This window comes from Companilactobacillus insicii (assembly GCF_003946015.1).
GTDB lineage: Bacteria > Bacillota > Bacilli > Lactobacillales > Lactobacillaceae > Companilactobacillus > Companilactobacillus insicii.
Genome location: NZ_RHNU01000052.1, coordinates 1 through 13,578 on the forward strand (window position 1 = coordinate 1; position 13,578 = coordinate 13,578).

General features: G+C 35.1%; 15 protein-coding genes and 1 other annotated feature. Of the genes, 2 read left to right on the top strand and 13 right to left on the bottom strand.

Annotation, left to right across the window (positions count from 1 at the left end):
• Positions 1-139 precede the first annotated feature (139 nt).
• The 13 genes from EKM79_RS11605 to EKM79_RS11665 form a co-directional block, all read right to left on the bottom strand.
• Positions 140-544: a rhodanese-like domain-containing protein gene (locus EKM79_RS11605; protein ID WP_125568989.1), complete on the bottom strand. Its 405-nt coding sequence runs from the start codon at positions 542-544 to the stop codon at positions 140-142.
• Positions 545-566: 22 nt separating this feature from the next.
• Positions 567-1,529 carry an ROK family glucokinase gene (locus EKM79_RS11610; protein WP_125568991.1) on the bottom strand — a complete coding sequence of 321 codons (963 nt, stop codon included), beginning with the start codon at positions 1,527-1,529 and terminating at the stop codon, positions 567-569.
• Positions 1,526-1,756: a YqgQ family protein gene (locus EKM79_RS11615; RefSeq protein ID WP_246005694.1), complete on the bottom strand. Its 231-nt coding sequence runs from the start codon at positions 1,754-1,756 to the stop codon at positions 1,526-1,528. Before EKM79_RS11615 ends, EKM79_RS11610 begins: the two co-directional genes overlap by 4 nt.
• Positions 1,756-2,421 (bottom strand): rhomboid family intramembrane serine protease, encoded by a 666-nt coding sequence (locus EKM79_RS11620; protein WP_125568993.1) that lies wholly within the window; start codon positions 2,419-2,421, stop codon positions 1,756-1,758. Before EKM79_RS11620 ends, EKM79_RS11615 begins: the two co-directional genes overlap by 1 nt.
• Complete coding sequence (locus EKM79_RS11625; RefSeq protein WP_125568995.1) at positions 2,421-2,978, bottom strand: 5-formyltetrahydrofolate cyclo-ligase; 558 nt, start codon at positions 2,976-2,978, stop codon at positions 2,421-2,423. The genes EKM79_RS11620 and EKM79_RS11625 overlap by 1 nt, the downstream gene beginning before the upstream one ends.
• Positions 2,979-3,025: 47 nt before the next feature.
• On the bottom strand, positions 3,026-3,175 hold the full coding sequence (rpmG, locus tag EKM79_RS11630; RefSeq protein ID WP_081776111.1) for a 50S ribosomal protein L33: 150 nt from the start codon (positions 3,173-3,175) through the stop codon (positions 3,026-3,028).
• An 85-nt stretch (positions 3,176-3,260) separates the two neighbouring features.
• Positions 3,261-5,378 (bottom strand): peptidoglycan D,D-transpeptidase FtsI family protein, encoded by a 2,118-nt coding sequence (locus EKM79_RS11635; RefSeq protein WP_125568997.1) that lies wholly within the window; start codon positions 5,376-5,378, stop codon positions 3,261-3,263.
• Positions 5,379-5,406: 28 nt separating this feature from the next.
• Positions 5,407-5,703 carry a HesB/YadR/YfhF family protein gene (locus EKM79_RS11640; RefSeq protein ID WP_125568999.1) on the bottom strand — a complete coding sequence of 99 codons (297 nt, stop codon included), beginning with the start codon at positions 5,701-5,703 and terminating at the stop codon, positions 5,407-5,409.
• Positions 5,704-5,756: 53 nt separating this feature from the next.
• On the bottom strand, positions 5,757-6,233 hold the full coding sequence (gene greA / locus EKM79_RS11645; protein WP_125569001.1) for a transcription elongation factor GreA: 477 nt from the start codon (positions 6,231-6,233) through the stop codon (positions 5,757-5,759).
• Between the two features lie 99 nt (positions 6,234-6,332).
• Entirely contained in the window at positions 6,333-7,481 is a 1,149-nt protein-coding gene (gene mltG, locus EKM79_RS11650) for an endolytic transglycosylase MltG (protein WP_125569003.1), read from the bottom strand.
• Positions 7,482-7,535: 54 nt separating this feature from the next.
• Positions 7,536-9,965, bottom strand: a complete 2,430-nt coding sequence (gene pheT, locus EKM79_RS11655) for a phenylalanine--tRNA ligase subunit beta (RefSeq protein WP_125569005.1) — start codon at positions 9,963-9,965, stop codon at positions 7,536-7,538.
• A gap of 4 nt (positions 9,966-9,969) precedes the next feature.
• Positions 9,970-11,016, bottom strand: a complete 1,047-nt coding sequence (gene pheS, locus EKM79_RS11660; RefSeq protein ID WP_125569007.1) for a phenylalanine--tRNA ligase subunit alpha — start codon at positions 11,014-11,016, stop codon at positions 9,970-9,972.
• 51 nt (positions 11,017-11,067) lie between these two features.
• Positions 11,068-11,254: a binding site (T-box leader), on the bottom strand.
• Positions 11,255-11,302: 48 nt separating this feature from the next.
• Positions 11,303-12,064: a TrmH family RNA methyltransferase gene (locus EKM79_RS11665; protein WP_125569009.1), complete on the bottom strand. Its 762-nt coding sequence runs from the start codon at positions 12,062-12,064 to the stop codon at positions 11,303-11,305.
• 64 nt (positions 12,065-12,128) lie between these two features.
• Here EKM79_RS11665 and EKM79_RS11670 point away from each other — a divergent pair, with 64 nt between their 5' ends.
• Together EKM79_RS11670 and yidC are read left to right on the top strand one after the other, a co-directional pair.
• Positions 12,129-12,404 carry an acylphosphatase gene (locus EKM79_RS11670; protein WP_125569015.1) on the top strand — a complete coding sequence of 92 codons (276 nt, stop codon included), beginning with the start codon at positions 12,129-12,131 and terminating at the stop codon, positions 12,402-12,404.
• Between the two features lie 56 nt (positions 12,405-12,460).
• On the top strand, positions 12,461-13,462 hold the full coding sequence (yidC, locus tag EKM79_RS11675; protein ID WP_125569011.1) for a membrane protein insertase YidC: 1,002 nt from the start codon (positions 12,461-12,463) through the stop codon (positions 13,460-13,462).
• The last annotated feature ends 116 nt before the right edge of the window (positions 13,463-13,578 follow it).

Below are 13,578 nucleotides of genomic sequence, written 5' to 3' on the forward strand. Positions count from 1 at the left end.
GGCATAAAAAAATCCACACCATTTCTAGTGTGGAAATTGCTCTAAGATGTCTCACCAATACTATTTGACATAGAGCCAAAAAAGGGAGACTTGACATTTTGTCACAGCCTCCTTTTTTATTACTCTAAATCATAAAATTTTAAAGTTTAGTAGTTTTCTTTGTTTTTCCTTCCCAATCAGAAAAACGTCCGTCTAACCATTTGACGTCTTCGAAGCCCCATTTTTTTAGCTTAGAAGCAGCACGTACACTAACTGATTTACGGTCATCATACAGATATACAGGTAGATCAGGTCGCAATTCTCCCTCATTGTACTTCAATTGAGAATATGGCAAATTACGAGCACCCAAAATGTGTTTGGCATCAAAACTATTTTTTTCTCTTAAATCGACGATTTGAGCTTTTCTCATTGTTGATTCAAATTCTTCATTACTAATAGCGCCGCCCATTTGTTTGCCTTTATATAAATAATAAGCCCATGTTCCGACCCAATAGATCAAGAATCCAATCACAATGACGTACAAAATCACGTTAATAACTTGCATTAATAAAACCCCTAACTAACTTTTAATCAACTTTGATCAATGATGCAGCGCCGATAACACCAGCACCGTTACCAAGACTTGCTAATCTAACTTCAGTTGAATCTTTAATAGTTGCAAACTCATTTGCACGCATTGCTTTTTCAACTTTGTTTAGCAAGAAATCACCAGCAGCTGAAACCCCGCCACCGATAACTACATACTTAGGATTCAATGAATTAGCAATATTTGCCAAAGCAAATCCTAATGAATCACAAACATAATCAGCAACGATCATAGCTAAATCATCACCAGTTTTAGCTAAGTCAAATACATCCTTAGCTGAAATATCTTGACCATCATCAAGCATGGCCTTCAATTCAGAATCACCGGCATACTCAGATGCACGATCTCTAGCAACATGTACAATACCAGTTGCAGAAGCAATAGTTTCAAGACAACCTCTTTTACCACAAGTACACATGAAACCATGAGGATCAACTGTAACATGTCCAATTTCACCAGCAGCACCATTAGCACCGTGCAATAAATTACCATTGGCGATAATACCACCACCAACACCAGTACCAAGAGTTACAAAAACAACATCATCAGCGTTGTTACCAGCACCCTTCCATCTTTCACCAAGTGCAGCAACGTTTGCATCATTTTCAATTGTTACAGGAATACCTGTACCAGCTTGAATATCTCGTACTGGATAAACTGATTCTGTCCAGTTCAAGTTAAATGCTCCACTAATAGTACCTTCTTTGAAGTTGATAGTACCAGGTGAACCTAAACCAATACCACTAAATTGATCAGCTTTCATATCATACATCTTAAGATGATGATTAATAGAATCAATAATATCAGGAATAATTAGCTGACCGTCAGAAAGGATATTAGTTTCAATACTCCACTTTTGTTGGATATCTCCTTCAGCAGTTAAAATTGCAAATTTAATTGTTGTACCACCAAGGTCAACACCGATTAATTTCTTATCTGTCACTTTGATCTTTCCTTTTCTTTTTTTTCTTCTTTTCTGTGCTCAGTCTTTAAGACCATTTGAGCATTAATAAAAGCTTTTTTTTCAATCATGCCATTTTCGTACAACTTCTTAACTTCAATAGACATAAGTTCAATATCCCACATTCTCTTACCTAAATGAACAAATGTACCAAATTTTTTTAATAATTGTTGTACGTCATATAGCGTTCTAAAACTCATTTCATCCATTAGACCATCATACCCTTTATATACATATAATAAGAAATAACAGCAATGATTACTAGAGCAAGTATTCTAAAGATTGGTTTTGGCCGTTTGATTCCAGGTAATCCCAAAGCTAGTCCAGTCAAGAAGCCACCTATTGCACCACCAATGTGTCCCCAAATATCAATACCTGACATGGTTAAATCCAAAGCTAAATTGATTACAATAAGCCCTAGAAAACTTTTGCCCAATTCACCTAGGAATCTATTTTCTTTGTAAATAATTGCCAACGCTAAAAAGGCGGCAAATAATCCAAAAAGTGATGTACTAGCACCAGCAGATATGGCATTGACCGATCCAAAAGCAAAACTAGCTAGATTTCCCATTATTCCACTTATGAAATAAATGAATAAGAATCTTACATGTCCTACCATTGGTTCTAATATTTGACCAACGTAATAAATTGAAAATCCGTTCATCAAAATATGTAAAACACCTATATGAACGAACATTGGTGTAATTAAGCGCCACCACTGTCCTTCTTGAATTAAGTTAGTAGTTTTAGCACCAAAAACTAACAGGGTATTAATATTTTGTGAACCGCCTGAAATAGTTTCAGCTGCAAATATACCCAGAGTAAAGATTAGCAGAATCCAAGTTGCATATGGTTTTTCTTGTCTATAATTCATTATTCGTCCTTAGCCACTGAAATAATTCGATCAATTGGCTTATCTAGCACATATACAGGCCATTGTGTTTTTATGTAATATTGACGTGAAAGTGCTAGTGCAACAGTTTTAGTTGGATATAGTGACAAATATCTATCATAATATCCGGCACCAAAACCTAATCGAGCTTTTTTATCTTCCGAAAATGCTAATCCTGGTGCAATAATTAATTCTGGTGGATTCAACACATCAGTTTGATAGTCTAACGGCTCTTTAACTCCAAATGAACTAGTTTTTAATTCAGTATCTTTAGTGTATCTAACAAAAGTCATCGAATAATCTTTGAAAGTTTTTGGTATATAAACTTCCTTGCCTAAATCCCAACATTCTTTAATAATTGGAAAAGTAGGAATCTCACTACCCATACTTAAAGTAATTCCAATACTCTTAGCGGCCTTGAAATTACTATCTTCAAATAATTTTGAATAGACTTCATTAATTTCTTTTTGTGCCTGATCAGATTTCATGAATTTATCCATAATATCAATTTGTTTTTTTCTGAAGCTGACTTTATCCAAAAGTTACCTCCCTAGTAAAAAAAAACAACAGGATTTTTACCTGTTGTTTATTTTGTTTCGCGATGCAATGTAACAACACGCTCACGTGGGCAATATTTTTTAAGTTCTAGACGATCAGGGTTGTTACGCTTGCTTTTGTTTGTTAGGTATGTACGTTCATGGCATGATGTACATTCCATTGTTATATTTACTCTCATGTTTGGAACATCCTTTCATATAATGCTTAACTAAAATTCAACTAGTCAAATATACCATTATTATCAACATTTTTAAAGTGTTAATTTAATTTTTGCTCTGACCAGTCATTTTATAGTAATCCGTATAGATTTGTTTTGCAACTAATTGTGGGTAATTCCCATTTTCGCTTGTTAAATTAGGGAATACGATTGCCATAGAAATATTAGGATCATCATAAGGACCAAACGATACCAAACTAAGTGTGATTGTTTCAGGTGGATCAGGATTATTGGGTTCATTAGGATTGTAATAGAAGGATTGCGCAGTACCAGTCTTAGCAGCTACTGATGGTGTTAAGTCCTTCAATCTTGTCGCCGTCGTCCAATACTCTGAACCGTGGACAGCGTTGTACATACCTCTTCTAACAACATTCAAATCAGCCTGAGTAAATCCAACCTTATTCAATATAGTTGGTGTAGTAACAGATTCTATTGCCCCTCTAGTACCGTCATTCTTAGTTTTTTGAATAGACTGTACTAAATACGGCTTTAACCTGTACCCGCCATTGGCAATGGTCGAAATATATTGCGCCATTTCAATCAATGTGTAGGCATCATAGTTTCCGTAGGCTAAATCCAGTGCAGAACCAGTCTTCAATTGACCTTGACTATTTCTAGTCGTACCTTCAATACCAGTGGTTTCACCAGCTACATCAATACCAGTTTTTACACCTAATCCAAATTGATTAAAATAACCTCTCATGATTGAAAAAATATTAGGATCCATAGTCATAGATACTTTTGGTACATATTTAGCTTTTGCCTCTTTCATCGCTAAAGCCATCATATACTCATTAGAAGATACTTCTAGAGCTTTTTCAGCACTCAAGCTACTATAAGTACCTATCGGGTAAACTGACTTCTTAACAGCACTACCTGGAAGATAAATAGGATTATCAGGTAAAGTATTATTAGTTGGTGTAATAACACCATCCATCAAAGCTCCTAAAACGGTGGCACCCTTGACAGCAGAACCCATAACGAAGGTTCTATTTATAACACCTAAGGCATCTTCAGAAGTCTTTCCAGTTTGTGGGTCATTTCGAATACCGGACATCGCTAAAATAGCACCAGTCTTAGGATTTTCGACAACTACGTATGCACCATCAGAATACTGAGTAACACCCGCTGCCTGAGCTGCGGAATATTGTGTTTTCAAGGCACTTTGAACTTTCTTTTGGAACTTAGAATCAATAGTCAAATTAAGATTTCCACCTTTTTGACCACTATATACTAACTTGCTCTTCTTTATTTGGTTACCTGAGCCTATTTGAACTTCACGTTCGCTCTTAGTTCCGGAAAGAATTGTTTCATAACTCTTTTCGAGGTAACTTGTACCAACACGATCATTTCGTGAATAACCATATGCTAGCATTGTATTCAATTCATCGTCAGGAATACCCTGTTGTTCCGTTGATACGCCACCAATAATACTAGCAATCGATTTACCTTGCGGATACTCACGATTCCAGTTAGTTCCAACATTAATACCAGGTAATTCAGTTAAATGTTCACTTACTTGCGCAATTTCTTTAGAGGTTAAATCTTTATCCTTTAGGAAAACTGTCGAAAGTGAATAAGCTGAACTCATTTTCTTAAACAATGTAGCTTTAGATTGATCAGCTTCATTTAAATGCATACCGATTCTTTTTAAATATCTAACTTCATTATTATAAATTTGAGCGTTCGTTAAAGCATCACCATTGGAATCTCTGCGCCATGATTTAGGCATTTGTTTAGCCACTTTAGCTTCTTTTCCAGGAGCGGCCAAAATATAATCAGCTTTGTCTCGATCTGACAATGTTTCCTTTTCAATTGAAACGTATTTAGTCAAGCGATTAACAATTGTATAAATATCACTAGACTTAACACCCGAGCTCTTCGTATAAGTAATTGCACTTTCTGTCGAGTTACCTACTAGCAAGCGTCCTTTCGAGTCATAAATCATCCCACGTGGTACACTTCCTGTCATTACTGTCTTATCTGTACGATCTACTTCAGCTTCAAATTTACCACCATAAACGATTTGCAAATATGCTAACTGAGCAACAAGTAGAGCGAACAACGCAAAGACAATAAAAAAAAGCAGGTTAAGTCGAAATGGGATAGTAGACTTAGCTTGACTACCTGTTCTTTTCTTTATTATATCCAGTACTTTTCTCATAGGTTTCCCTTCAAAATACTATAAAGCATTATTCATTAGATTTAAAAATATACTTAGGTCCGTCTAGATCAGGGTCATATTCAACCTCTAGATCATAACGTGCAAAAAACCAGGTATCAGCATCGGTAATATAATAAGTAATTCCATCAATAACTGTACTTGATTCAGGATTTACAGGCTTTTCCTTACGCATAGCGATAGAAAAGCCTTCATGAACCATTGTTTTGCCGTATACCTTACCATAGAAATGTACACCATCACCGGGTACTAAGTCCAATTCATCTTTGAACCATTTTTGTGCTTTTTCTGTCAATTCAATTTTCATCTTTTGTCCACCTCATTTAACGTATGAACTAAACATAGCAGAAAACGATTGCACTATGCAACTTCTACGGCTTTGATAGTTATATCATAACTACCAACGGGAGTTTCAACTGTAACAACGTCACCAACATGTTTCCCCATCAATGCCTTAGCAATAGGTGAGTCATTTGATATCTTACCTGAATCTGGATCTGATTCAGCAGAACCAACAATTGTATATTCATCTGGTTCTTCACCATCTTCTTGTACAGTAACTTTTTTACCAACTGAAACTTCATCGTGAGCAATATCATCAGTATCGATCACATTAGCGTATTGAAGCATTTCAATAACTTGTGAAATACGTGATTCAACAACACTTTGCTCGTCCTTAGCTGATGAATATTCTGAATTTTCTGATAAGTCACCAAAGCTTCTAGCAATCTTAATACGGTTAATAACTTCTGGACGTTTAACCTTCTTTAAATCTTCCAATTCTTCTTCAAGTTTTTTCTTTCCTTCTGCTGTCATTGGGTAACTTTTTTCTGCCATTTTTAAATCCTCGCTTTTTTATAATCTTTATTATTTTAATCTCAAAATGTCATCTAACCGCAAGATTAGATGACATTTGCTATTATATACAAATTTTAACTATTGTCCTAATTCAGCATTCTTTGCTTCGTGCTCGGCAAGAGTATGTGAATAATAAACTTTTCCAGTCTTCAAGTCAGCAACAAAGAATAAGTAATTTTCATCTCTATCGGACGGATTAAGGACCGCCTCTATAGATTGTAAACTAGGTTGGTTAAATGGTCCAGGACCATAACCAGCATGCTTATACAAGTTATATGGTGACTTAACACTAAGATCTTTATGATACAACTTAGTCTTATGTTTATTCAATGCATACATTACAGAAATATCAGATTGAATAGGCATATTTATATCTATACGATTAAAGAACACTCCTGCAATCTTCTTACGATCTTTGTTTGTAACACCTTCACGTTCAGCCAATGAAGCTAATGTCAAAACTTCTTGAACAGTTAGTCCCTTTTCTTTAATAGTTGCATAATAAGGTTCCATCTCTTGATTTTCTTTTTGTACCATTTGATTTACAAGTTCCTTAAGTGTCAATCCCTTATATACACCATAAGTAGCTGGGAACAAATATCCTTCAAGATGATATCTAACGTTCGTCTTAGCCATAGTCGAGTCTAACAATTCAGGATACTTCTTTTGAAGTGATTTAAGGTAACTTTCATTCTTCATTAACTTTAAGAAATCTTTCTTCTTAAAACTAGTGCTCTTTTGAATTTGATCACCGATCTGATCAATAGTAACACCTTCACGAACTAGAACTGTGTTAGATGCTGTTCCAGTTGGCTCGGCGCTTCCACCCTTTTGAAGTTGTTTTACGACTTCACTCAATGACATCGACTGTTTAAACTTATAATATCCTGCTTGAAAATCAGTATAATTCTGAGCTTTGATATAGAAATTAAAAACTGCTGCACTCTTAATAACCTTATCTTGCTCTAATTGTTTGGCAATTTCTTTACTTGAAGAGCCTATAGGAACTCTTACTACTACGTCTGATTTGTTATTTGCATTATATGGCTGCATTGAACTATTAACATAGTTAAAACCAATAATAGCAACGACCACTGCTAATACTGCAATAACTCCTACGACCCAGTATGCAATACGATTAGCAACCGAACGTTCCTTAGCACGAGTCTTAATTTTTTCTTCCGACTCTTGTTTTAATGCTTCTTTTTTTTCATCCTTTTGGCTCAAGACACAGCCTCCCGAGTTAATTTAATTAGAATTATACCATTAGTTTGAACGCAATTATCTAATTTCTACATTAAATTTTTGAACTAAACTAGCTTTTACACCATCAAAAGCCTTTTCAACAGTATCATCCGTTAAAGTATCCTCAGGATTTTGGAACACTAAATGATACCCTAGTGATTTATGATTTGGCTTGATGTTCACACCTTGGTACACATCAAAAATATTAACATCAATTAGATACTTACCGCCATTGTTAAAGATATCTTTAACAATTGAACCACTTTCGATGTCTTTATTAACTAATATTGCCAAATCACGACTAATACTTGGATACTTAGGCGCTGTCTTAGCTTGTACATTCTTTTTAGCCATGCCGAATAGTGTATCAACGTTCAATTCAAATACAAATGCTTCATCAACATTATGTTCGTTTTGGTAGTCTGGATGTAGTTTACCAACAAAACCAATGGATTGTCCATCTGCTATTATTTCAGCAGTCTGACCGGGATGCAAGTTAGAAATTTTATTAGTTGCATGATATTCAAAATTTGCATCTATATTTGTAAATGATAATAATTCTTCTACAATGCCTTTAACATCGTAAAAATCAACTTTTTTAGATTCAGTATTCCATGAATCCAACGCAATATTACCACTAATTGCACCAGCAATATATTCAATTTCATCAGGACGATCAAGCCCTTCAGTACGATCAAAAATTCTTGCTTGTTCAAAAATACTAATATCATTATTATTTCTAGCTTGATTATATGAAATATTATTAACTAGTCCCGGTATTAAACTAGTTCTTAAATATTCATGATCTTCTGTCATTGGATGCAATAGCTTAGTGTAATTTGCTCCAATAATATTAAAGTCTTCTGCCTCTTTTTTATTCATCAATGAGAAGTTGATTACTTCATTCATACCTTGACCCAATAATACATTACGCAATTTATTACTAAATTCGCGTTTTGGAGAATAACCACCGGATGTTTCCATACCAGTTGGTAAAGTTCCCTTCAAATTCTCATATCCATAAATACGAATTACTTCTTCAACTAAATCAGCTTCAATACTCATATCCCAACGTCGTGTAGGAATAGTTACAGTAACGTCATCATTATCTAATTCTGCATTAAAACCAAGTCTATCAAAAATATTCATGATTTCTTCTGACGAAAGTTCAAGACCCATTAGATGATTGATATGAGAAATTTTTCCTTTAATCACTGTTGGCTTTGCTTCAGTTTCAATTCCAACTAACTCATCAGAAATTTCACTTGCGTGAGCATTCTCATCAACTAACTGTGTTGCACGAACTAACGCCTCTGAAACAGCGCCATTATCAACACCCTTTTCAAATCTATTTGATGCATCTCCACGAAGATCATGTCTCTGAGCGGCTTTACGAACAACTGATCCTTCATATACAGCACTTTCAAGAACAATATTCTTAGTTTCATTAGTAACACGAGCATCAATTCCGCCAGCAACTCCCGCTAGTCCAAGAATTTGATCTCCGGCAGCAACTACCAAGTCATTTTGATTCAAAATGGTATTTGTATTTTCTTCATCATCTTCATTATTTAACTCAGTTGAGAACTTCTCACCAGACCTAGCATTACGTACTGTGATGTGCTTGTCTTGCAATTTATCAAGATCATAAGCTTGAATAGGTTGACCATATTCGATCATTACATAATTAGCAGCATCAATTACATTATTAACTGGTTGAATATTTTGATTCCACAAACGACGTTGCATCCATAGTGGACTTTCCCCAACAGTTATATTTTTCAAAGTTCTAACTAAAAAGTCAGGAACTAATTCTTTGTTCTCAATATTAACGGATAAATCATTTGAATCAACAACTTTTGATTCATCAATCGATGGTTTGGTAAATTTAGGCTTTTCATCATAAGTAGCACCAATTTCCCACGCAGCACCATGCATCCCTAATGTGTCAGCACGATTAGGTGTAATATCTAAATCAACCATATCATCGTTTAATCCTAGAGCTTCGAGTGCATCAGTTCCGGGGGTAATATTTTCGGGGAAAACATAAATTCCATTTTGATAAGCTGCTGGAACATACTTCACTGGAACTCCAATTTCATCTAATCCACAAATCATGCCGTTTGACTCTTGACCACGAATCTTTCCACGCTTAATTCGCTTACCTTCTGGTAAATGTGCACCATGTAAAGCAACGATGACATACTGATCATTTGCTACATTAGGAGCACCACAAACAATTTGAATATCCTCATCTTCACCAACATCAACGGTTGTAATGTTCAAATGATCTGAATCGGGATGTGATTTGATGCTCGTAATATGACCTACAACTAATTTATCTAACCCCTCTCCATTATGTACTGGACTAGATTCAATACCAGTTAATGACACTTTATTCGCCATTTCCTCAACAGTATGAGTTACCGGAATATATTCTTTTAACCAATTAACGGAAATTTTCATTATCTTAATTTACTCCTTTGAATTGTTCTAGGAATCTTACATCGTTCAAATAGAAATCACGAATATCATTAACACCGTACTTAAGCATCGCAAATCTTTCAGGTCCAAGACCAAATGCAATACCACTATAAACAGTAGAATCAATTCCTGACATTTCAAGAACATTAGGGTGACTTAATCCAGCACCTAAAACTTCGATCCAGCCAGTATATTTACATATGCGACAACCTTCACCACCACAATTGAAGCATGAAACATCAACTTCAACACTAGGCTCAGTGAATGGGAAATAACTTGGGCGGAAACGAATTTCACGATCTGCACCAAAGACATGACGGCACAAAGCTTCAAGCGTACCCTTCAAATCGGCCATTGAAACATTCTTATCAACCACTAGACCTTCAATTTGGTGGAATTGATGTGAATGAGTTGCGTCATCATCATCACGACGATAAACAACACCTGGCGATATAACCTTCAAAGGACCTTTTGAAAAGTCATGTGACTCCATGTCACGACCTTCTTGAGCAGATGTTTGAGTACGCATTAATAATTCATCAGTCAAATAAAATGTATCTTGCATATCACGTGCTGGGTGATTCTGAGGTATATTTAAACGTTCAAAATTATAATGATCTTCTTCAACTTCATGTCCAGCATCAACACGATAACCCAATCCGATAAAGAATTCCTCAATATCTTCAATAGTTTGATTCAAAATATGTCTAGTTCCATATTTATTTGGTTGTGCGGGAAGAGTCACATCAATTGTTTCTTCTTCCAGTTTTTTAGCAACTATTTTACGATTTAATTCTTCCATCTTTTCTTCGATGGCAGCTTGAATATCTTTTTTAACATTATTAGCTAATGTCCCGATTTCTGGACGCTCTTCCACTGGAACATCTTTCATACCACGGAGTGCCTTAGTAATTGGACCTTTTTTACCTAATAAGTTCACTCTCAAATCATTTAATTCTTGAATTCTTTCAGCACGCTTTGCGTCATCAATACCACTAGCACGTAAGTCTTTTAATTTATCGTTTAATGACATTCGTTCGTTCCTCCTAAAATAAACATAAATACAAAAAAGTCCTCGTTCCAAAAAAGGGACGAGGACTCGCGGTACCACCCTAGTTCATACCTAATGGCATGCACTCAAGGGTTTTATATAGTAAACCAACCTTCAAAACTCAGAAAGTGAATTCATTACTTTGTTTATTAGACCTTTTCAGCAACCGGTCCTTTCTGAAATAAACTCCGTAAATACTATTTTTCATCAACGTTTTTACACATATTACATATATCGATTATACAAAAGTTTTAAAGTTTAGCAAGTTTTAAATAGATTTCAAACCATACATAAGTACACCTGCAGCAACTGCAACATTAAGTGATTCTGCTTTTCCCAAAATAGGAATATAAATATTTTGGTCTGTTACAGACAAAACATCTGTACCAAGGCCATGAGCTTCATTTCCCATAACTAATGCAAAATCATTAACTTTGTCTAGTTTATTGTATGGCATTGCTTTGTCGTTAACCTCTGAACCATAAATTTTCAATCCAGAATTCTTAGCAATTGTAATTGCCTTTTGTAAATCCATTCGATAAATTGGCAAATGAAATTGACTTCCTTGCATTGACCTTTGAACCTTTGGCTGATAGAAATCTGCCGAATTTAAACTGGTAATTACACCAGCATACCCTGCCGCATCAGCAGTACGAACAATTGTACCAACATTTCCTGGATCTTGAACATCGTCTAAAATTACCCATTGGCCTTTCATTTCAGTCAAATCATCATTATCTTGTACTTTAACAACCGCAAAAATACCTTGTGGTGTTTTTGTTTCAGATAAAGATTGTGCCACATCTTCAGAAATACCAGTTGCAATATCATGATATTTCTTTACAAGACGATCATTTTCATTTTTTTCGGTTACTAATAGTTTAACAATTCTTTGATCATTAGCATCCGCTTCGCGTACTAAATGAAATCCCTCGATTAGATAAGTACCGGTTTTTTTTATGTATTTAGTTGCTGAAAGTTTAGTAAGTTGCTTAATTTCATCGTTCTTTTTTGATTCGATATATTTCATTGGATTCATCCCTCTTGTTTTCTATTATATAATGTTAACATATTCAATGATTGAGGTGATACGTATGAAGCATCTTTCCATTAATGTTTCCGGCTTAGTCCAAGGTGTTGGCTTTAGATACTCAGTATTCCAACTTGCAGATCAAATGGGTGTAGTCGGAACAGTAAAAAATGAAATAGATGGATCAGTTTCAATTGAGGCGGAAGCTGACGAAAGAATTTTATATATATTTTTAAGTAAAGTTAAGGCTTCACCCTCACCCTTTGGCAGAGTTGACAAAATGGACTATACTTTTTCAGATGACGTAAAATCTTACAAAAAATTCAACGTCATTGGTTGAAACGTCAATTAACTTAACGTATATTACTTTTATATGACTAAAAGGGTGGTTTATAAGTGAATAAAAAATTTGTCAAATATATTTCAGTATTATCACTTGTGGTAGTTCTGTCGTTGGCTATCACTGGTTGTGCGCAGCGAACTGGTGCTAATCTACACGCTCCAACAGGCGGACCATATGGTGTGATTTATAAATGGATCGGTACTCCCTTCCAAAACTTGATTCTTTCTACTGCCAAAGCTATCGGTGGTAAAAATGCATACGCTTGGGGAATCATTATTATCTCATTCGTCGTTCGTCTAGTTCTATTGCCACTTTCCTTGAATCAACAATACAAGTCAACAGCACAGCAAGAAAAAATGCGCGCTGTTCAACCACAATTAAAATTAATTCAAGAAAAGCAAAAAGAAGCTAAAGATCCTGCAACACAACAAAAAATCAGCAGCTTAATGATGGAAGTTTATAAAAAGAACGACTTAAGTTTAACTGGCGGATTAGGTTGTTTGCCATTACTTCTTCAAATGCCAGTCCTAATTGGTATTTATCAAGCCGTACAATATTCAAAAGAAATTGGTGCTGCCACATTCCTATCAATTCCACTTGGTAAATCAAGTATGGTAATTACAATTATCGCTACATTGTTCTACGTTGTTCAAGGTTATATGTCATTACAAATTGTTCCTCAAGAACAAAGGAAACAAATGCAAACAATGCTACTAATGAGTCCTATGATGACATTCTTCATCTCAATGATTTCATCTGCAGCATTAGCATTGTACTTCTTGGTTGGTGGTATCATAATTGTTATTCAACAGCTAATTACAAATTATATTATTATGCCTAAAATCAAACGTGAAGCTGATGAGCGTTTGAAACATAATCCTGTAACTGTTGTTGTTACTGAAGAATCATTAAACAAGATTCTTGGTGCAAGTTCAGGAAACAACTCACCTAGCTCAGACACATCTTCTACATCAGTTGATGATGATGACTCACATAAGTTACACCAAAATATTCGTGAGTTGAATAAGGGTAAGCAAAACAGACCCAAGGATTAAATTAAGGGCGCTTCGATAATTCGAGGTGCTTTTTTTAATGACGAATTGTCAAATCAAATGCAACGATTGACCTAAGAAAACTTCTGCCGGTGACTTCCAGCCTAAGACCTTGCGTG